The organism is Mesorhizobium sp. WSM4847 (assembly GCF_055811335.1).
Genome location: NZ_JBVVPY010000018.1, coordinates 142,946 through 163,076 on the forward strand (window position 1 = coordinate 142,946; position 20,131 = coordinate 163,076).

At 59.0% G+C, this 20,131-nt stretch carries 21 protein-coding genes and 4 pseudogenes; 3 read left to right on the plus strand and 22 right to left on the minus strand.

Going from position 1 to position 20,131, the window contains the following annotated elements; translation table 11 throughout:
* Positions 1–24 precede the first annotated feature (24 nt).
* From AC0L28_RS24260 to AC0L28_RS24275, 4 genes and pseudogenes are all read right to left on the minus strand, one after another.
* A pseudogene (locus AC0L28_RS24260) lies at positions 25–158 on the minus strand (nitrogen fixation protein NifQ); the annotation flags it as partial.
* An 84-nt stretch (positions 159–242) separates the two neighbouring features.
* Positions 243–1,148 (minus strand): LysR family transcriptional regulator, encoded by a 906-nt coding sequence (locus AC0L28_RS24265; protein WP_473480656.1) that lies wholly within the window; start codon positions 1,146–1,148, stop codon positions 243–245.
* A 51-nt stretch (positions 1,149–1,199) separates the two neighbouring features.
* Positions 1,200–2,321: a nodulation factor fucose acetyltransferase NolL gene (gene nolL, locus AC0L28_RS24270; RefSeq protein WP_473480657.1), complete on the minus strand. Its 1,122-nt coding sequence runs from the start codon at positions 2,319–2,321 to the stop codon at positions 1,200–1,202.
* Positions 2,321–2,908, minus strand: a pseudogene (locus AC0L28_RS24275) (GNAT family protein). The gene nolL and the pseudogene AC0L28_RS24275 overlap by 1 nt, the downstream one beginning before the upstream one ends.
* A gap of 115 nt (positions 2,909–3,023) precedes the next feature.
* On the opposite strand from AC0L28_RS24275, the gene AC0L28_RS24280 reads away from it, so the two are divergent.
* Positions 3,024–3,959, plus strand: a complete 936-nt coding sequence (locus tag AC0L28_RS24280) for a LysR family transcriptional regulator (RefSeq protein ID WP_473480660.1) — start codon at positions 3,024–3,026, stop codon at positions 3,957–3,959.
* Positions 3,960–4,104: 145 nt separating this feature from the next.
* On the opposite strand, the gene AC0L28_RS24285 is transcribed toward AC0L28_RS24280, so the two are convergent.
* The 16 genes from AC0L28_RS24285 to AC0L28_RS24360 form a co-directional block, all read right to left on the minus strand.
* Positions 4,105–4,572 carry a TIM barrel protein gene (locus AC0L28_RS24285; protein WP_473480663.1) on the minus strand — a complete coding sequence of 156 codons (468 nt, stop codon included), beginning with the start codon at positions 4,570–4,572 and terminating at the stop codon, positions 4,105–4,107.
* Positions 4,573–5,026: 454 nt separating this feature from the next.
* Positions 5,027–5,674 (minus strand): LysE family translocator, encoded by a 648-nt coding sequence (locus AC0L28_RS24290; protein ID WP_473480747.1) that lies wholly within the window; start codon positions 5,672–5,674, stop codon positions 5,027–5,029.
* A 28-nt stretch (positions 5,675–5,702) separates the two neighbouring features.
* The gene (locus tag AC0L28_RS24295) at positions 5,703–6,326 is read right to left on the minus strand and encodes an FMN-binding negative transcriptional regulator (protein ID WP_473480666.1); all 624 of its coding nucleotides are present in this window, start codon (positions 6,324–6,326) and stop codon (positions 5,703–5,705) included.
* Positions 6,327–6,779: 453 nt separating this feature from the next.
* Complete coding sequence (gene nodB, locus AC0L28_RS24300) at positions 6,780–7,439, minus strand: chitooligosaccharide deacetylase NodB (protein ID WP_473480669.1); 660 nt, start codon at positions 7,437–7,439, stop codon at positions 6,780–6,782.
* Complete coding sequence (locus tag AC0L28_RS24305; protein ID WP_473480672.1) at positions 7,436–7,543, minus strand: hypothetical protein; 108 nt, start codon at positions 7,541–7,543, stop codon at positions 7,436–7,438. The genes nodB and AC0L28_RS24305 overlap by 4 nt, the downstream gene beginning before the upstream one ends.
* A gap of 111 nt (positions 7,544–7,654) precedes the next feature.
* Positions 7,655–7,759: a hypothetical protein gene (locus tag AC0L28_RS24310; protein WP_473480674.1), complete on the minus strand. Its 105-nt coding sequence runs from the start codon at positions 7,757–7,759 to the stop codon at positions 7,655–7,657.
* Between the two features lie 673 nt (positions 7,760–8,432).
* Complete coding sequence (locus tag AC0L28_RS24315; protein WP_473480677.1) at positions 8,433–9,035, minus strand: UPF0149 family protein; 603 nt, start codon at positions 9,033–9,035, stop codon at positions 8,433–8,435.
* Positions 9,032–10,078, minus strand: a complete 1,047-nt coding sequence (locus AC0L28_RS24320; RefSeq protein ID WP_473480680.1) for an IS66 family transposase — start codon at positions 10,076–10,078, stop codon at positions 9,032–9,034. Before AC0L28_RS24320 ends, AC0L28_RS24315 begins: the two co-directional genes overlap by 4 nt.
* Before the next feature lie 71 nt (positions 10,079–10,149).
* Entirely contained in the window at positions 10,150–10,500 is a 351-nt protein-coding gene (gene tnpB / locus AC0L28_RS24325) for an IS66 family insertion sequence element accessory protein TnpB (protein WP_473480683.1), read from the minus strand.
* Positions 10,497–10,934 carry a transposase gene (locus AC0L28_RS24330; RefSeq protein WP_473480686.1) on the minus strand — a complete coding sequence of 146 codons (438 nt, stop codon included), beginning with the start codon at positions 10,932–10,934 and terminating at the stop codon, positions 10,497–10,499. Before AC0L28_RS24330 ends, tnpB begins: the two co-directional genes overlap by 4 nt.
* A 413-nt stretch (positions 10,935–11,347) precedes the next feature.
* Entirely contained in the window at positions 11,348–11,683 is a 336-nt protein-coding gene (locus tag AC0L28_RS24335) for a hypothetical protein (RefSeq protein ID WP_473480689.1), read from the minus strand.
* Between the two features lie 409 nt (positions 11,684–12,092).
* The gene (locus tag AC0L28_RS24340) at positions 12,093–14,132 is read right to left on the minus strand and encodes a carbamoyltransferase family protein (RefSeq protein WP_473480692.1); all 2,040 of its coding nucleotides are present in this window, start codon (positions 14,130–14,132) and stop codon (positions 12,093–12,095) included.
* A gap of 292 nt (positions 14,133–14,424) precedes the next feature.
* Entirely contained in the window at positions 14,425–15,213 is a 789-nt protein-coding gene (locus AC0L28_RS24345; protein WP_473480696.1) for an ABC transporter permease, read from the minus strand.
* Positions 15,214–15,216: 3 nt separating this feature from the next.
* Complete coding sequence (gene nodI, locus AC0L28_RS24350; protein WP_473480699.1) at positions 15,217–16,239, minus strand: nodulation factor ABC transporter ATP-binding protein NodI; 1,023 nt, start codon at positions 16,237–16,239, stop codon at positions 15,217–15,219.
* A 49-nt stretch (positions 16,240–16,288) separates the two neighbouring features.
* On the minus strand, positions 16,289–17,563 hold the full coding sequence (gene nodC, locus AC0L28_RS24355; protein ID WP_473480702.1) for a chitooligosaccharide synthase NodC: 1,275 nt from the start codon (positions 17,561–17,563) through the stop codon (positions 16,289–16,291).
* A gap of 127 nt (positions 17,564–17,690) precedes the next feature.
* A complete protein-coding gene (locus AC0L28_RS24360; RefSeq protein WP_473480706.1) occupies positions 17,691–18,284 on the minus strand; it encodes a NodA family N-acyltransferase in 594 nt (197 codons plus the stop codon).
* A gap of 222 nt (positions 18,285–18,506) precedes the next feature.
* On the opposite strand from AC0L28_RS24360, the pseudogene AC0L28_RS24365 reads away from it, so the two are divergent.
* Positions 18,507–18,631, plus strand: a pseudogene (locus tag AC0L28_RS24365) (IS110 family transposase); the annotation flags it as partial.
* A 110-nt stretch (positions 18,632–18,741) separates the two neighbouring features.
* Positions 18,742–19,059 carry a hypothetical protein gene (locus AC0L28_RS24370; protein WP_473480707.1) on the plus strand — a complete coding sequence of 106 codons (318 nt, stop codon included), beginning with the start codon at positions 18,742–18,744 and terminating at the stop codon, positions 19,057–19,059.
* A 106-nt stretch (positions 19,060–19,165) separates the two neighbouring features.
* Here AC0L28_RS24370 and AC0L28_RS24375 read toward each other — a convergent pair.
* Positions 19,166–19,273, minus strand: a pseudogene (locus AC0L28_RS24375) (SAM-dependent methyltransferase); the annotation flags it as partial.
* Positions 19,274–19,294: 21 nt separating this feature from the next.
* A partial coding sequence (locus AC0L28_RS24380) for an efflux RND transporter permease subunit (protein WP_473480710.1) occupies positions 19,295–20,131 on the minus strand: 837 nt, incomplete at its 5' end.

Genomic DNA, 20,131 nt, shown 5'->3' on the forward strand with positions numbered 1-20,131 from the left:
GCTTTTCCATGCCTCCGGGCCGAATCAGCTTTTGAAATCATTGCATTCCCGGCAATTGGGCGCGGTGCATAGGGTAGACCTTCAGACTCGCACAGCCTGCGGCAAAAGTACTTCTTCCACTTCATGGTTTTGGTGTTGCCGGCTATTAGCATCGGAAATCAGCACCACACTGTCATGCAAAAATCATCGAATTGGAGTCAGACTCAATTTTTGCGTGCCGTTCGCCAGGAGCGCCCGCGGCTTCACATGCGGGATGCCTCCTGCAACATTATCTGCCGCATCCAGGTGCTTGCCGGATCACTGTTGTGAAGGGTGGGCCATTGGACGGCCTCAGTGAACGTGGGTAGTGGCAGGGGAAGTTCGACGATCCGCAGAGGGAAAGTCTTTTTGAAATGCTGAACCAGCCGGAAGGGCATGGTCGCTATACGATCTGTGCCTGAGACCATCGGCGGGATAATGCTAAAGGCCTGCACGATAATCTCGACACGTCTCTTGAGACCATGTTCAAGCAAAAACCGTTCCTCGATGGATGGCATCTGCGGACGGCCGACCCTGAACGCAATGTGCTTCATCGACACGTACCTCTCGAATGTAAGCTGCTGTGGCAGCTGCTTGTTCGTGGGGCAGCCTACGCACACGAATGTCTCGTCGAACAGCGCCGCTCTTGGATGCGCGCTCGACATGAACAATTCCGGAAGAATCAGAAAATCGACGTCACCGCGCCGGAGAAGCTCATCGAGATCGTCGTCGAGCGGCAGCAATTCGAAGCTGACGGCGGGTGCTTCCCGTGCAACACGCTCCACGACCTTTTCTAAAAACACGAGTGTGGCGAAATCGGAAACCATGATCCGGAAGCGGCGATCGGATTGAGCCGGTTTAAACGGATCCCAAGAAATAATCGAGCACTGGATGTGCAAGAGTGCGCCGCGAACAGCGGGGGCGAGTGTTTCCGCACGTGGGGTTAGAACACGTTCGCGGCCGCTCATCGTAAACAGTTCATCGTTGAAATAATCGCGTAGCCGGCCGACGGCCGCGCTCATGGCCGGCTGACTTAGGTTGATGCTGCTTGCCGCCGCCGTGAGGTTGCGCTCGGTCAGCAGTGCGTCGAGCACAACGAGAAGGTTCAGATCAAGGCCTTTGAAACGCATGCCTTATCTGTCCGTAACGTGGTTGCTTGTCATCGCGACCATTGTGGGTGGCTAATTTATTGCAGATTGAGATTTGAGCAGACTTGGGCGTGGCGGCGCTCCGACAAGGATCTGCGACACATATCCAAGGTCGCGCGCAATCTTGCGAATTGCCAGTGCTGTGACGACAATCGCCACTCCAAGAACACTTGCGAACGCGATTCTGGTCGTGAGATTCCAGACTTCTCCAAACTGTATAAAATCCGTGAGGCGAAACACGGCACCCTGAACCAGATAAAGCAGCAGCGTGCTCTGACCAAGCTCCACCGCGACAAAGTGAGCTATTCTGGTCGAATAGACAATTCTCCAGCATTGGAACATAAGCTGCATCGCTACTGCAGAAGCTGCTGCCGAGCCAGTGAACATCAGAAATACTTGTTCAGCCGACTGTTTATCATGAATTAAAACGAGATTGTTGTAGGCGTAAGTCTCCTTGCCCCACAAAATAAAGCATATGAAAGCTGTTATCGACAGTAAAACTACAAAAATCGATTTGTGTGCCCAAATGATAATTTTTTGCCATCCGATCGGCTGCGCAAGCAAGAACCCGAGACAATAAAATGGGTAAGTGTATCTTAATGACGGGGTTATTGATAATGTGATGGGCGCGAATGCGACCGCAATTGCAGATGCGCTTATAATCCACATCGATACGCGATTGGAAATTGTAAACAGTCTAATTAGAATGAACGAGATAAACGCCGCCCATATGAACCAGTATGTTCCAATGAGTTCCTTCGAAAAGTCCAGCAATCCATCAGTTAAGCTTGTCGCAGGAGGGATCATGGCGGACTTTAGTGTCCAAATTAACGCACACCAAAAAAGCATTGGTAGTAGTAACTGCGTTGCTCGATTGCCGACCCCTTGAATGAACGGTTTTCGCAAAATTGCCCCATAAGAAAGATATCCGCTTATTGCCATAAAGAGAGGCATGTGAAACATGTAGATCGACTTATAATACGGAGACGTCCAGAAATCGTCAGTGCCTCGATAAATTAAATATTGTAATAAATGCCCAATTATCACTAAAGTAATTAGTATACCTTTGACGAAATCAAGGCTTAGGTCTCGGTCGTTTGTCTCTGCTGGGCGCGAGCCGCGCCCCTTCGCTCCGACTGTTATTTGATCAAGCATCAGACTCCAGCCCATCTGTTGCGGTTGCTACGGCCGTTTCTGGGCACGGCGAGCACGCCAGTTTCGGTGAAAAGATCGAAATTTACGCGGATCGCGGCGTGGTATCGAGGGCCGACTGGCTGCAACCGAGCGGACGAAATCCCAGTGCCTGATCGCAAACCTGGAGCGCAGTGGCGGTCGCGATCATGTGTGGCGACGCGATGGCCCGGCACTATGGTCGCCAGGACGTCTCTGCAGAACCTCTCAAGATGATTCCGCAGCGCATGCCGAACCGTGCCAAAAGCGAACGGAATGCCAAGCTGCTGCTGCACCGGACGCATGACGTGGATAGAATGGCTCATTCCGAGTCTCTCAAGATCCGGATGCACCCTGTACAATCCGAGTTCGCCTACCAAGAAATCAACCTCGCCAACGTGATGAACGGCGCAGCAGGTCCAAGTAAGCCGCTACGCCGTGCACATTCGCGAACCTCCGGCCTTGCACCGGCCCAGCTACGACCGCCTGAAAGCCCCTGTCGGCCCATAGGCCTTTCGGATGAAAGCGGAGAGCTCGACATGATCGGCTACTTGCAAGTCATGTCCCAGCACACGCTACAGAAGCCGTGGCGTGATCGGGTGCATGTTCATCTATGCAGCGCCCTGGAAGTTTGGTAAAATCGATTGTTTAGATCGCGAGCATTCACGCTATGGATAAGTGAAAGCGATGCGCTTCAAAGGCCTTGATCTGAACCTTCTCGTCGTGCTCGACGCACTGCTGACCCAGCGCAACCTGTCGGCGGCGGCAAGCAGCATCAACCTAAGTCAGCCGGCCATGAGCGCGGCCGTCGGCCGGCTACGCGATTATTTCAACGATGAACTGTTTACGATGAGCGGCCGCGAACGTGTTCTAACCCCACGTGCGGAAACACTCGCCCCCGCTGTTCGCGGCGCACTCTTGAAAATCCAGAGCTCGATTATTTCTTGGGATCCGTTTAATCCGGCTCAGTCCGATCGCCGTTTCAGGATCACCCTTTCCGATTTCGCCACACTCGTGTTTTTTGAAAAGGTCGTGGAGCGTGTTGCACGCGAAGCACCCGCCGTCAGCTTCGAATTGCTGCCGCTCGACGACGACCCCGATGAGCTTCTCCGGCGCGGTGACGTCGATTTTCTGATTTGTCCAGAATTGTTCATGTCGAGCGCGCATCCAAGAGCGGCGCTGTTCGACGACACGCTCGTGTGCGTAGGCTGCCCCACGAACAAGCAGCTGCCGCAGCAGCTTACATTCGAGAGATACATGTCGATGAGGCACGTTGCGGCCAAGTTCGGGCGGAAGCCCTCCGTCGAGGAGCGTTTTTTTCTTGAGCATGGCCTGAAGAGACGTGTCGAGGTTATCGTGCAGGCCTTCAGCATGATCCCGCCGATGGTCTCAGGCACGGCTCGTATAGCGACCATGCCCTTCCGGCTGGTTGAGCATTTCAAGAAAACCTTCCCACTGCAGATCATCGAACTTCCGCTGCCGCTTCCCGCATTTACCGAGGCCCTCCAATGGCCCGCCCTTCACAACAGTGATGCGGCAAGCGTCTGGATGCGCGAGATATTGTTACAGGAGGCGTCTCGAATGAGTTCTCCGCGGGACGCCAAAAAGGGTCGCAAGCCCTGATTGACTACCGCGTCTCACACCGGCACTCGTGTCAACAGGCGTGTCGAACGAGATCGATAGTCGCGGAAAGGGCGCCTGCGAGGTCGTCCAGCGGGTGGGTTTCGTCGACAAAAGGTGCGAATGAGAAGGGGCCCCATAGCCGCCATCAAGCAGCGCCCGGATCTGGTTGCCATTGTCGGAACGGACTAGGACGCGATCCGGGTAAATCCAGTCGATCGGATCGCTCACGCTTGAGATGTGCACGAGACCGGTCAGGTCGCAGGAGAAGAACGGCTCCCCGGCGAGCGGCGTGATGAAACGTGTCGTGCACGAGGCGGAAGACGGACTGGCCATCAATGGCGGCAATGGCCTTAGCCGCTTCGTTCTTCGATCGAAGCGAGCAGGTCTGGAAGCCGAGCGGCTCGATTAGACCGATCAGGCCGCGCGACTGGAGGATCGGCTTGAGCGCCTTCAAGGCGACGCGGAGATCGCCCCGGCGCTCGCCATTGGCAGGCCAGGAGCCATCGTTGACCGGCACCAGCATGAGCGTCTTGGCTCCGCAGGCCGCCGCATAATCGGCGAGCTTGCTCGCCTCGGCCCTGCGGGCAGGAGTCCACGCGTTGAAGCGCTGCAAGGCATTGATGGAGAATCCCAACGCCTGCTTCAGCGGCGGCAGACCGGACGTCCGCCGCCGGCTGCCGCGTGCAATAGCATTGCTGTACTGTTGGCTGCGTCGGTTAGGCCCTGGTCACGGGCAAAGGCGAAAAGTGCCCTGACGTCAAGTCCGGGCGTCGCCATGTGATCGAGTGCAAAGCGGGGCGATGCTTGGCGCATGGCTTGGCTTTCCTTATATGAAACGGCAGTCATTCTCGGCTGACTGGCTTCTACCGTGCGTTGATTCGCGAGGGCCAAAATGATGGTCATGAGGAAGGCGAGGCAGTCGAACTCACGTTTCCCTCACTGTGGTGCCGCGCCTGCTGAGACATCGCCTGAATCGGTGTAATGACCGAAGCTGGCTCGCAGCCATCCATCTGCTTCAAACTAACCCGCCGACCCGGAGAGATGCCCAACCAGATCCGATGCAAAATTCAGGCAGCAGGGTGCTTCGCCAGAGCGAGGCCGACGCCCAGCGCAATCATCGCGCCGCCCGACGCCTTCCTCAGGCGGCGGATCAACCCGGGACGCGCTGCCGCGCCGTCTTGAATGCCGCTGGCCCCGAAGGCAACCACGATGTCGGCGAGCGTGTTGAGCGCAATCGACACGGAGCCAAGCACCACGAGTTGCAGAGCTACGTGCCCTGCGCTCGGGTTCACGAACTGCGGAAGGAAGGCTAGAAAAAAGGCTGCCGTCTTGGGGTTGAGAGCCTCGACCAGCACCCCTTCACGAAAAGCCCGCTGGGGTCCGACTGAACGCACCGGGGCGCCATCATCGCCAGTCGCTCCCTTGCGGCGCGCGGCTTGTAAGGTGCGAAAGCCTAGCCAGACGAGGTAGACCGCGCCGAACAGCTTCAATGCGGAGAACAGTTCCGAGCTCTCGAGCACGATCGCGGAAACACCTAGGCTTGCTGCGAGGACGTGGATCATGCCTCCCAACCCCGTGCCGAAGCTGGAAGCGATACCCTCCGGACGACCGCCGGCGAGCGTGCGCGCGGCAACGTAGAAGATGCCCGGACCGGGCGTGATGGCGAGCACGGAGGCCGCGGCGAGGTACAGGGCGAATGGGGTCAGTTCTGGCATCATGGGTCGATTCCGACAAAGTTCATGATTATTTTGGGATGAGAGCGGCGAGCTCGCGGTCAGATGCCCGCTCGCTCGCCGCAAGGCCCGCGGCCACGCCATCGCGGTCGGCCGCGTTACGGTTCTGACTCAGTTTGCGCTTGCCCTCCAGCCTCGTGATCGGCATGCGCAAGCCAACGATTCCGCGGAGTTGCGCCTGTACAAAATCCGGCGGCGCGTCCGACACCGCCCAAGGCAAGGCGCGCTCGCCCTCGTGGTGGTCGGTCAGACGATTCACGACGTCCAGCAGTCTTCCCGCATGCTCGAAGAACTCGACCGGACCATAGGCGTGGACGGCGATGTAATTCCAGGTCGGGACGACCTTCCCGGTTTCCCGCTTGGTCGCATACCATGCCGGCGTCACATAAGCGTCCGGCCCCATGAAGATGGCTAAGCCGTCGCCCAGCGGCGGAACATGGCACTGGGGATTGGCCTTCGCTAGGTGCCCGTAGATCACCCCGTGCTCGCCCTCGCTCTCATCAAGGAAGAGGGGCAGTGGCGTTGCGAGCGGCCCTTCCGCCGTGACTGTAACGAAGTTCGCCAGCACCGCCGCGCGGATGGTGGCGCGCAGGGACTCCTTGTCGTCGTCGCGGAAAGCGGGAGGGATGTACATCGCGAAACTCCTTGCGTTACCGATCACATACCGGCAAGCTGGCCTGCTGGAAACAGCCAGTCAGAAGCTATCGACGTGGTCCAGTTTGTGAAAGATGGCATCGTGCCCGATCATCGTGACGATCGAGGAGCAGATCCACAGCGGGGTGTGCGAGTCGAAGAACCCCTGGTCCTTCGCAGCCGAGGGGTCGGGCATGTCCCGGCAATGGCGACTAGTTTGCCAAACCTTGTGGACGCAGCCCGCGATCCCGGAGACCATCGTCGAAGAGGTTCCGGCGATGCCAGGCAATGCCGAGAGGCTGCGCGGGTCCTCATTGTAGCAGGTGACAACAAACGTCTACGCTTAGTCAACGGGTCGGAGCCGACAGTTCGTCCGATGTCGACGAAGCCTGTAAGCCTTCATAGGCGAGACCCAAGGCACTGGCTGGGAAAGCAGGTCCTAGGATCTCGCATTTCAGTGATGTTCTGGAAGCGGGCGAATTTCATATCCGCAGGCATCTAATGCCGGAATCAGATTGGATAGCGCCATAACGGTCTGGTTGCGCAGACCGGCTTGAGTGCTCCGTCTCGACTCGTCGGGAGGACAACCGTCGTGCAAGAGCACGATTGCGCCGGGCCGGACCGAGGCGAGCACAGCATCGACGATCGCATCGGTGCCGGGGCGCGACCAGTCTTTTGGGTCTATCGACCAATGAAGGGCCGCCAGCCCGGCGATCTCTGACGCAGTGAACACTTCTTCGCTCCAGGCGCCGTATGGCGCGCGAATGTAGCGGATCGAGGCCTGGGGGCATGCTACCATGATGGCACGGTTCGCCTCAAATACCTCACGTTGGACGTCGCCCAAGCCGCATTTGGACAGATCCGGATGAGACATCGTGTGGTTGCCCACCTCATGCCCTTCTGCGATCATTCGCTGGATGAGGTCCGGGTGCTCTGCGGCGTAGGCACCAATCACGAAGAAAGTCGCTGGCACCCGATTTTTCGCCAGCACATCGAGTATCTGTGGTGTGAAGAATGGATCGGGACCGTCGTCAAACGTCAGATAAACGCTCCGACGGCCGGTTCCATCAGCGCATTCACTCTGCACCTCCCATCCGTCATCAAGATGTTTCATAGCTCCGGATCCTTCCGGTCAATTGTTGCATCGGTCGGCCATTCGCTCATCGGCCGCGCAATCGGCATAATCACGAGGAGCACGTCCTCCACGCGAGGCTGCATGTCGAGATCCAGCACTTCTGAGTGGGACCGCACGCGAACATCGATACATCGTGGCCGGGCCGTCTCTGCAGAACGTCTCAAATTACCGGCGCATAGCTTTTCATTGCAGGGTCAGTCCCCCCGACAGGGTTTTCGGAAGAACTCGGAGAGTCCGATATGATCGGCTACTTGCAACTGGTTCTCCCGGCACAACCTCCACCGTCCTTGGGAGCGCATGGGAAACCTCGACTTGTTGATCCTTGGGGTAGGCGCCTACGCCAGTTGGGGGCTTGTGGCGAAAGAGCCGACGCGATGCAGCTTGCGCGATCACCGACGTACCTGGTCGAAAAGGGGATCGGCTCGCTTAATGTTCGGCGCAGACCAGAATGCACACACCAGAAAAATGCTCCTCGGAGCCAACCGCATACATCGACAATCTCCCTAGCCTGCATCCTTGAATTCTTCCTATGCAATGTCCTGTCCGATAGTCAAAATCGAATGTTTCGATGACAAGCATCCACGTTGCGGATAGATGAGACAATGGCCCTTGATGTGAAGCTCCTCGTCGGCTCCACGCACTGCTGACCGAGCGCAACGGCACGGTGGCGGCAAGCCGCATCAGCTAATTCAGCCGGCCATGAGCGCGGCCGTCGCCCAACTGCTTTCAACGATGACCTGTTTACGATGAGCGGTCGCGAATGTTTTAACCCCGCGTGCGGAACCGTCGACGTCTCAGAGTTGAGCGACGACGTCGCGCAGCATCTCGACGCTGCCGGTGTCGTAGACGCCTCTGAGTATCTGCTCACGAAGCGCTTCGTAGATCGTAAGCGGTGCGCGGAGGCACCTTTCCCGAAATCGTCCGGTGGTGCTTCTATGATAGGTCCGCCGTTGGTCCGCGCGTCGCCGCCGATCACTCCGGATCGTCATAATGGGTGACGTAATGGAGTTCGCGCAGGGCGGGGATGACGAGGGCGATGTCTTTGTATGCCTCGTGCTCGATGAAGTGCGCGGTCTCGGGCCCCGGCCTGGGTTTGCCGAGGACAGGCCTCCCCTTTTTGTCGACGCAGTAGATCAGGATCGGCAGCAGCAGGCCGTGGTTCGGGTTCTTGAGGTCGAGCAGCCGCTTCCAGCGTTTGATGTTGAGATTCATGGCCGCGTAGAACCCCTGGCACCACGGCCGGGGGTCGATGCCGCCGCTGGGCATGGTTGCGAACCGGGGCGCATAATCCTGCGGTCTGTCGAAGAGCGTCTCGTTGATCCGGTTGTGGATCCTGGCGACGCTGGCAAACACGGCGTGATCGATTGAAGACCCTTTGGCCAAAACGTCGGGCGGCAACCCCATGAGCGGGCACATCCAGTCTTGCGGGTCCGCGAACCGCGGCCCGGTGACTGCCGCCGTTACGAAGCCATCCAGCGCCGACATGGTCCGCACCAGCGGGCGGGGGTTGGTCTTGGCGGCCATCCAGGCCTCCAGCGCCTGGTCCGACAGCGCCATGTCATCGATCGCGCTCATGCTGCCAGGGGGAGCGGCATCTCGTGGCGGCGCACCCAGTTCCACGGCATCAGCTCATCCCAGCGCGAGGCTGGCCAGTCATTCTGGATGCGCTCGGTGACATCAGCCATGTAGGCTTCGGCATCGACGCCGCAGAGCTTACAGGTCTCGATGATGCTGAGCACGACCGCTGACCGCTCTGCCGCGGCGAAGTTACCCGAGAAAAGCCAATTGCGCCTGCCGACCGTAAATCCACGAATGGCCCGCTCCGCGATCAGGTTGTCGGGCTCGAGCTGGCCATCGTAGAGGAAGCGGTTGAAGGCGCGCCATCGCTTGGCGCCGTAGGCGAAGGCCTTCGCGATATCGGCATGGCGCGACAAACCCTTGCCCTGGCGCATGAGCTGTCGTCGCAACGCGGCGCCCTTGGCGGCCATCATCTGTGCCTGACGGTAGAAGGGCAGATGATAGCCCCACTTCGCCATCATGATATGGGCGAGCGCGGCATAGCTGAGTTTGCCGCGTGCAATGGCCTTAGCTGGTGCGGGCGCCTGGATGATTTTATCGCAGGTCCGGCAGCTGTACTTGGGTCGAACGGTCTCGATAACCTGCCAGGCCTGGGCGACCAGATCGAGCATCTCGTCGCTATCTTCGCCCATGGCGCGCAGATCGCCGCCGCAGCCCGGGCAACATGCGCAAGACGGCTCGCGAACGACCCGCTTGCGCGGCAGGTTGGGGTTGAGCTTGCGCACCGGCAACACCCGCACCTTGTCGGTGTCAGCGGCGATAGGCGGCTCGATATCGGGCACGCTGGCGGTGAAATCGGTCTCGAGATCTTCGAGTTCGAGCCGCATCTGGCCCAGCTTCTCGGACGAGCGGCCGAAGGCCTTGCGGTTGAAGCGATCGATCCGCAGTTGCAGGCGCTGGATGCGAAGTGCGGCCTCGGCGCGCTCTCTTCGCAGCTGCTCATCGCGTTCGGCGATGGTGATGTCACGGGCAGAAACGGCAGCTTCCAGAAGCGCGATCCGGGCGAAGAAATCAGCGGTTGAGGGAGCTTGTTCCGACACCCAAAACCTGTACCCGAAAGACCCTCGTTACGGAAGCAGAATCAACGCAAAATCAATAAGAAACGTCGAAATTAGCCAGCCAAACGCGGTCGATAAATCTTGCTCGGCCGGCGCCAATCGATCCCGTCCAAAAGCAGCGAAAGCTGCGCCTTGGTGAGCGACACGGAGACTTGCTCCTTGGTGGTTGGCCAGGCAAAGCAACCATCGGTAAGCCGCTTGGTGAACAGGCAGAACCCCTGGTCGTCATGCGCCAGAATCTTGATGATATGACCCTTGTGTCCGCGGAAGCAGAAGATCGCGCCGGTGTGCGGGTCGAGCGCGAGCACCTGCTGCACCATCCGCGCCAGACTGTTGATCCCGCGACGCATATCGGTCGCGCCGCAGCACAAGTAAATCCGGTCAGTCGGCACCACCGTGATCACCTGGTCAACTCCGTCAGGACGATGCGCAGCGCTGTCGGATCAACGATCCCGTCGATCCGCAGTCGCGTGCCGCTCGGAAAGGCCACGACGATCCTGCCGGCCGGGTCCGGGCAATCGGCGACGGGGCGTTCGACACCGGGCAGATCGCTCACGTCGATCCGCGCGAAGGTCGCCATCGCCCGATCGGCATCGACCTCCCCGCCGGCCATCTGCTTGCGCCACGCATAGAGCTGTGACGGAGCTACGCCGAACGCTTCCGCGACCTCCGTCACCGACGACCCCGCCGCGCTCGCCAGGTCGACCAACGCGCGCTTCTCGGTGCAACTCCACAGCCTTCGTTGCCGCACGCGCCCGGGCACCGTTGCAAGATCTTCGGCCGCCGCGGCGCCGCTTAGCTCGGCGACCAGATCGCCCCTTGCATGTTCCAATGTCATGGCCCGAAAACTCCATGTTCATCGGCTTATTGCAAGGTGCCTGGGCGCATCGCTTACCGTAGATCTGGCGCGCCCCCATGCCATGCGGGCGGATTGAGCACCGGGGGCTGGAGACTGGACCATTTCTTTTCCTGCCAACTGAACCAGTTTGCAGCTACTCTTCCTGAAAGCCAAGAGCACGTCCGAAGTGGATGCCCGAGCCCGCCCACCGATCCAAGACTGGCCCGGTCTGCGAACAGCCAATCGGCTTCGCTACCCGCGCGATCCTGCTACGATCCGGCTGGTGTTTCCAGTGCCGTTCAGCCATCCGTCATCCTGAACTCGACCTACGGCTTCGAAAGCGTTGCGGCGAAGGGGCCGCCGCCTTGGCGGCGCAATCCTCGGCGGCGCGGAAACCCTCCACACGGGCTTAGCTACATCACCGGCGCCGCGCTCTCGCTATGTTCGGCCTTACCTGGTTCTGCGCGGGCTGAAGACTCTTGCGCTTCGCGAAGGGCACAGACCATGACGCTTGCGATCGCGCAGGTGCTCGAGGGGCGCTCCCCTTCCTCGACTCCCATCCCGATCAGGCGATTGCCCGAGAGCAGATGTCGGGCATCGCCAACGCTAACCCCTGCGTGACCTTGACCAACAGATCCTCGGTTTCCTGAAGATGGCGTCGTCGAAATCTGCACCGGCGTCGTATTGCCGTAAATCAAGGATGCAAACAACAGGGCCGGATGATTGGAGGCCGAAGCATCAAGCCGCATTCAGACAAGATCGTCGCCCCACCGACGCATTTTGCCAAAAGGAGCTCAACGACGAACATGCCGGCTTGGCGCGCCGAAGGGCCGCCGCCTTTCCCGCAAGCGGCCCAGCCCGCTCGCCACCGGGGTCAACCCACGCCAATCTATCCACCAACGCTCGTCCCATCCGCTATGCGCAACACCAAGCTGATGTCGCAGGGGCGGTCACCGACCCGGTACGCCGTCGAGAAACGACGAACTGGTGCTGTCTTGAGCCACCGGCAAGCAAATCCATTGCTGATCCGCGACTGCAATAAGCGTTAGCTGGAGCGAACATGCATGCTCGCGGCAGACGCAATCATCAGGACCCTTGCCTCGGTCAATTGGATTGGAGACCGTCATATGAAGGTGCAGACCGGTGTTTGGGCAGCTATTATCGGTCGTCCCGACTTTGGCATGAGTTTTGGTGGACGCGAGCAGCTTGCGAGGGATGCATCCGAACGTGGCGCTGCTCCCACAATTGTCGCAGCTCTCCTGTGAGAGCCTCGCGCAGGCCCTGATCCGGCGTAATTGTGTCGAGGAGATCCGCGAGCACGGCTTCGCCTTCGATCCGCGTCAGCAGATCGAACAAGCCATGTGAAATACGCGCACAGTCACGGTGATCCGTTCGGATTTCGCAGACGGTCTCGTGGCGATCCTGCGCCGTGTATGCGCGGACTTTATGCAGGGATACATAAGGCGGCAATGAAACCGCGAGCGCAGTCCAATCCTGCAGCGTTGCGGCCCGTTTTTTGACGAGGTACGGCCCGACCACAAGTCCATCCAGCTCTGTTGTCAGGAACGTGGCAATCGAGTCTGCAACTGAATCTACGATCGGCTCTGCATTGTTGTTAAAGGACGTATTGAGCAGAATTGGGATGCCTGTCCGCTGCTTGAAGGCATTGATAACGTCCCAGTAGGCCGGACTGGCCTTGCGCGATACTGTTTGCAGCCGAGCCGTACCGTCGACATGCGTGATGGCGCCGAGCAAATCACGCTTGGAATCGCGCACACGAACTACGAAATTCATGAAGGGAAATTCGCACGCACTGCCCGGGAGGTCGAAAAATTCGCGCGCATCCTCCTCCAACACTGATGGGGCGAACGGGCGATATCCTTCCCGCTTCTTGACCATAGCGTTGATCCGGTCCTTATTTGAAGCGGGCCTGGGGTCGGCAAGAATGCTGCGATTTCCGAGCGCTCGCGGCCCGAACTCCGAGCGACCTTGCACCCAGCCGATCACGGCGCCACCGACCATCCACTCGGCTGCCCTATCCGCCACCTCCTCAGTGCGTTCAAACTCCAGGTGCCCCGCCCACGCCTTTAGTTCCTCTTCGACAGCGTGATCGCTCGCGAGTTCCGGCCCCCAATAGACCTCCTGCAATCGCGTACGCGGCGCTGGGCGGCCCAGCTCATTAGACACGATTAGCGCGGCGCCTAATGCGCATCCAGCGTCATGCGATGCGGGCTGCACGAAGATGTCTTCGAAAAGTCCTGAATAGAGCAGCTTGCCGTTCATGGAGCAATTGTGCGCAACTCCGCCGGCCAGGCACAACCGCGTCATCCCGGTGGCCTCACGATAATGACGAAGAATGTGAAACACGATGCGTTCGAGCGCTTCCTGTAACGACGCACTCACATCCATATGCTGCTGAGTGAATGGCATTCCCTTTTGCCGAACCTGAATGCTGCGGAGCAAAGTCGGACCGATGCGGTCCAGGTGGACGCGATACTCGCCGTTTGCAGAGAGTTCATAGAATTGCTCGAAAAGCTCGCGATAGGGAACGGGATCGCCGTAGGGGGCAAGCCCCATTACCTTATATTCATCGAACAAGCCGTAGCCGAGATACCGGATCGTCTCGAGATAAAATTGCCCGAGAGAATTGTTCTCTGGGAAAGTCGCAAGTTGCGTAATTTCAGTACCAGATCCAACCGCCACAAGGCCCGACAGGAAATCACCAGAGCCATCAATCGCGAGAATCAGACTTCGCTCGAAGCCCGACATTGCAAATGCACTCACGGCGTGCGCCTGATGATGACTTACGAATGAGATACGCGAAGCGTCGAGCTCGGTACCGAACTCCTGCGCCAGCAGCTGCTGCATCAACAGTTTAGCATCCAACGGAATGGAGGCGTCCGGCTGGGAAACAAGCATGTTTTCAAGCATTGCGTTGCTATAGTCTTCGGTAGCGTAGAACGCCACTCGATCGATTTCGCTGAGCTGAACCCCAGCTGCTGAAAGACAGTATTGAGCCGCACTAATTGGGAGCTTGTTGGAATGTTTGATCCGATTGAGGCGCTCCTCTTCTACCGCCGCAATGACCTGTCCGTCCCGGACGAGCACCGCAGCGCCATCGTGCATGAATGTGTTTGGAATCTGAAATCTGTTTTCATAGACTTTGTCCAATCCGCCGTTCAATCCTAGACACAGCATCTCGCTCTCCATTAGTCGTACAGGAATACTAAATTGGCCTGTCTCGAGACCGTTCGATCAGAAAGACAGGCCGCGTTGTCGCTCGCGCCCGAACGCCAGCCAAACATCACCGGCCTCAAGGAAATTCTATGAGATCCGCCGGGATCAACATAAGATCCTGTGCTCGAGACGCCGGGCGTTCCATAGCGTTGTGAGATTGAATCGACGCCAGCCAAAATCCTTCGCGGCACACGCTGGCGATGTCGTTTTTATTTGCGTCCATAGCGCATGGTTTATCTCCTTCTCTTTCGCGTCAGCGCATCAGTCGGCGGCGCAACAGCGCCATCGAGAGGAAGAATGGCAACAGCGCGTACAGGCCGAGCACCCCGATGTGCAGGGCGATGCCGCCGATCGGGCGATCAAGCATGACCGGACGAATGAGGTCGATCGCATGTGCCAGCGGCATGCATCGCGCTATCTGCTGAAAGGTGTCAGGCAGCTGATTCAATGGGAAAACGGCGCCCGACAGGAACAGCATGGGTGTAAGGATAAGCGTCTGGTAAAATACGAAGTAATCGTAGCTGGGCGAAAGTGCGGTGACGACCATCGCGAGGCTGGCAAATACGAACCCTGTCAGAGCAATGAATGGCAGCGCATAGAGGACGGACGGCCAGGCTGTATAGCCCAAGGCTGCGGTGACAATGGTAATTGCCATACCGGCCAGGAAGGCCTTGGTGGCTGCCCACGCCAGTTCCCCCAGAACGATGTCGCCGAGGGTAACGTGCGTATACAGCATGGCTTCCCATGTGCGTTGAGAATGCATGCGAGCGAAAGCCGCGTACAGTGTTTCGAGGGTAGAGGCGGTCATCGCACCGACCCCGACCATGCCGGCCGCCAAAAAGGCGATGTACGGCGCACCGTCGACGCGGCCGACCATTATGCCGAGGCCGGTACCGAGGCCGAAAAGGTAGATCATTGGATCGGCGAGGTTACCGAGAATCGCCACGAATGCGACTTTCTTCCATGCCAGATAGTTGCGGCGCCACACCGCAACCCAGTTCCACGCATTGGCGGGCAGCACCGCCGCAAGACCTTCAATCATCGTTCACTCCTCCATCTCGCGCCCGGTCAGCCGCAAGAAAACATCCTCGAGATTGGCTGGACGCAGAAGAAGACGCAGACCTGCTCGCCCCTGCAGTTGCGTTCGCACCTGGTCAGGGTCAGGCGCATAGCAATAAAGGGTTTCGCCGCTGATCTCGATGCGCTGAGAATGTGGCTTGACCAGCGAATGCAACTCGTGCGGATCGCCGCCGTAAATCTCCATGACCTGGCATCCGATATGCTCGTCGATCAGCGCCTGCGGGCGGCCTTCGGCAAGGTTGCGACCCTTTTCGAGCACGCACAGCCGATCGCATAATCGCTCAGCCTCTTCCATGAAATGCGTCGTCAGGATAATCGTCTTGCCGCGTGCCAACAGCGCGCGCAGCCGCTCCCAGATCAGGTGGCGCGCGTGCGGATCGAGGCCGGTGGTCGGCTCGTCCATCACAATGAGCTGGGGGTCGTTGATCAACGCCCGCGCCATCGTCAGACATCGCTTCATGCCGCCGGACAGTTCCGAGACGCGCGCATCCGCCTTGCGCTCGAGGCGAGCGAACTCGAGAAGCGACGGGATGACCGCTTCGCTCTCGCGTGTGCTCATGCCGAAGTAGCGTCCGAACACCAGCAGGTTCTCGCGTACGGTGAATTCCTGGTCAAGATTGTCGAATTGCGGGACCACGCCAATGCCCCTACGTGCCAGCCGAGCGCGCGCCGGCACCGGGACGCCGAGCACCGTGATCGTGCCCGCGTCAGGGCATGTCATGCCGAGGAGCATACGCGCAATCGTGCTTTTGCCGGCCCCGTTTGGTCCGAGGAGACCGAAACACTCTCCCGACGCAACGGTGAACGACAGGTCGTCGACAACGACCTTGTTCCCATACGACCTGGTTACGCCGGCAAAATCGATTGCCACGGTCGACAGAGAGTCATGCACGGAGCTTTTCGCGCTTGTTTGCCGGTGACACTCCCGTTCGATCGGAGGAGTCTCGGGCCGCCGCAAATCCTCTGGACCCAACTTTCGCTTCAACACTTGATGTTTCTGGTCCTGGCTCAACACTCTTCCACCTGCGATCACGTGACTATTGCTGTTCGCTGTAAGCTGCGTCAGATCCCACCAAGGCGGGCTTTGGAATGGCGCCGTCGATGTCTGTCACAGTGGCGGCCGAGCTTCGCGACAACCAATCGCTATTGCTCAATGTACACAGCGCGTATGCTTTCAACGGGAGCAAGAGAAAGATGTTGATGAGTGTGTGGAGCGAGAATCCGAGAAATCGAAGTTGGCGCGCACGAAACGCTGCCACGCTGCAGCGAACTATAGTCATGACCGCAATAGTCAGGCATGCCGTCCAAGGGACAGTACCTGTCGTTATGAATTGCGCGAGCCCAGCCAGGAGCGACAAAGAGAGCAATAATGGGCCAAGATTCTGCCCAATCACGTCCAATGTGAGATAAATATTAAGGCCGCGCAGCAGTTGGAGCGCCAGCAACGTGTCACGGAACGTGCTCCGGGCCCAGCGAAGCTGTTGGCGCAGATAGGGACCCATGCTGCTGGGAACGACTGTTGCCGCGACGGCCTCCGGGACATACTCTGTTCGAAAGCCTGCTTTCAGCATCAGGATCGTAAGGTGGCGGTCCTCACCGAAGTCGCTCGGCTTCCCTCGAAAGCGCTGCGTCTCGTATTGATCCAGCAGCGAAACAAGCGCGGTTCGCCGGTACATGGCACACGGACCGCAGCAACACATGACAGCACCGAACCGAGCCTGCGCTGCCCGCTCTTCGTTGCAGGCGAGCCAGTATTCCATGTCAATCAACCGCGTCAGCCAAGTTTCATTGCGATTACTAGCCGCCAACTGGCCCATGGCGGCGCCGATCGCTTGATCTTGCATCTTTAGCGCAAGCCTTGTGACGACGTCCGGCGCGAGTATCGTGTCCGAATCTACATTGAGCACCAAATCTCCGCACGAGCGGCGAACCGCCGCAATCTGTGCCTTGCGCTTTCCGACATTCTTTGGGAGCGCAATGAATTCGAACCTCGGATCACCAGCGTATTCCTCGTGTACACCTACGAGGGCATCGCGGTTTCCAGAACCGTCATCAACAACATAGACCTGCAGTTTTCCGGCGTAGTCCTGACTTGCAATGGAAGCCAGGCAGTCCGAGAGGGTGCGAGGAGCCTCGTTGTAGCACGGGATAATGACATCGACGCTCGGCCAAGGCTCACAGCCGGCCGGTTCGCCCGAGGTCGGCGGTACGTTTGTAGGCAGGGTATAAAACACCTGCGCGGTCTTATAGACGGTCGACAGCAGCGCATAAGAGCAGACTGCAACAATACTGGCTGGGGCAAAGAGGTTCATGCGATGTCAGATTTCTCAGTGAATTTGAGGACGCGAGCGGACAATAAATCCGCGGTCAATGCTGTATTCAGATCGATCGATGCGATGAGGGGCGGGTCGCGCTGACTGATATCATTGCGGGTGTTCTTCATAGCTCTGGACCGTTCCGATCGATCAATGTGCCGGCCGGCCACTCGCTCATTGAGCGTCCAATTGGGAGCACCATGACGAGTACGTCGTCGTCGACTCGCGTGGGAGGCAGATCGGGATACACGTCCGGGAGGGTTGAACGCACGCGAACGCCCGACAAAATGCTCGCCAAGCCTTTGCGGCAGAACCTACCAACATGGTTCCGGAGCGCGTGCCGAACCGTGCCGAAAGCGAATGGAACGCCAAGCTGCTGCAGCACTGGATACATCGCGCTGATCGAATGGGCGATTCCTAGCCCCTCAAGATCCGGACGGACCCCGTATAGACCGAGTTCAGCGACAAGCAGATCAGCGTCGTCAACCTTGATGTATCGGCGCAGCAGGCCCAAGTGAGCCGCTATCCCGTGCACATCATTGCCGATTGCGCGGACCTCCGGCCTCGCACCCGCCCAACTTCGACCGCCTTCGAATTGCTTTCCATTAAAGGCTCCGGTAGGCTCATAGGTCTTCCGGAAGAACTCAGAGAGTTCGAGGTGATCGGAAAGCCGCAACTCGTTTTCCCAGCACAACCTCCACTGCACGTCAGAGCGCATGCGAAGACTTCCTCTTTTTCGGGTTCTTTTGTGCACCTCACGCGGCAGAGCAACGCGGTGCATGTCATGTGGGGGGTCTATGAACGACCCGCCCAGATTGGTAAAATTGATTGTTTAGATCGCGAGCATCCACGCTATGGATGTTAAAACCATGCGTTTCGAAGGCCCATGATCTGAACCTTCCGGCCGTGCTCGATTGGCCCATAAAGCGACGGCACCGAGGCAGCTGTCGGTGACACAACCTGCTTCAAGAGCGGCCGCCAGCGGCGTGGCTGCGCCTCGTGCCGAAGCAGCGATCAATTGGAGGATGGGCCCGACTGTTAGGCGTCAGCAAACGCGGCGACCGTTGACGCACGCTGATGATCCATACGCGATCGCGCAGCTCTGGATCGCGCCGGCGGCAAACAGGTTCCGCGAAGCCTCAGGCTCGACAAGTTGCGGCAAAGGCGGCATCCCAATGGCGCTGCGGTCGCGCTCGGCAACAAGAATCGTCTGGTCGATGCTCGCTGCCTGGCAACCGGTACTGTCGGTAAAGCAGCCTGACGGACCTGGAGAGCGAGAAGGAGGGCGCACCTCGGCCTTGCAGCAAAATGGCAGAGATGGGGAAACGGTCACCCCGTCGCTTCCGAACCTGATGTGTGGACCGCAAATGCTTCGGCCGACGTCTGGGGCCGTTGAGGTGGAAGCGGGCGAAAACCCGTCGAGGCTCGCCGCGCTGAACATCGAGCCGCATGAAGAAGCCGGATATACGTCAGCAGTTGTGACCATCAACTAGATCCAGCTAACTTGTTGCAATCGGGCGCTCTTATACGTCCACATATAGGGTCAGCTTGACACCACGAGCGCACGTGTCACCAAGTCAACTTCGACAATTCGTTTCATCAGGAAGCGGAAATCGGCTTTCGGAAGCGGGCCAGCAGGCAGTCTTCATTGATCGACGCGCCCCGGCACTCGATGCGTGTCATCTCGGTCAACGATTTGTTCAGCATGGCGCTTCAAGCAAAGTTGGCCTATTCGGCGGCCTTCGGGAAGGCGATCGCCGGCTCGTCAAGCGAGCCCGGTCTTGCGGGGGTCTCTACAGTCGCACCGACTGTCTTGCCGCGCCGGAATACCCGACGGAAGAATGCATAGAAGCGGCTGTTCTTGCTGCGCGTGAACACCATCAGCATCGACGGTGTCACCACCAGCGTCAGCAAGGTGGCGAAGGACAGGCCGAGGACGATCGCCGAGGACAGCGATATCCACCATTGCGTCGACGGCGCGTTGATCGTCGTCTCGTGATGGAAGATTTCGAGACCGAGGCCGAAGGCGATTGGCAACACGCCGAGGATCGCCGACACCGCTGTCAGCACGACCGGCCGGGCACGTTCACGGCAGGTCTGCAGCACCGCGTCCATCTTGTCCCAGCCCTCTTCGCGCAGCCGGTCATAGGTGTCGATCAGCACAATGTTGTTGTTCACCACCACGCCGGCCAGCGCGATGACGCCGATGCCCGACATGACGATGCCGAACGCCCCTCCGGTCAACAGCAATCCCAGGAACACACCGACCGTCGCCATGACCACGCAGGACAGCACCAGCCAGACGCTGGTGAACTTGTTGAACTGCATCAGAAGCACCAGGAAGATCAGGAAGATCGCGGCACCGAAGGCCTTGCTGAGGAAGGCGCTGGCCTCGGCGCTGTCCTCGTTCGAGCCGGCGAGCTTCCAGCGTATGCCGCTGCCGAGATCCACTTCGGCGACAGCCCGGCTGACCTGCTGCTGGACGGCCGCGACCTGCTCGCCGGCGGCGACATTGGCCTGGACGACCACGGTGCGCGCGCCATCGATGCGGTTGAGGATGCCGAC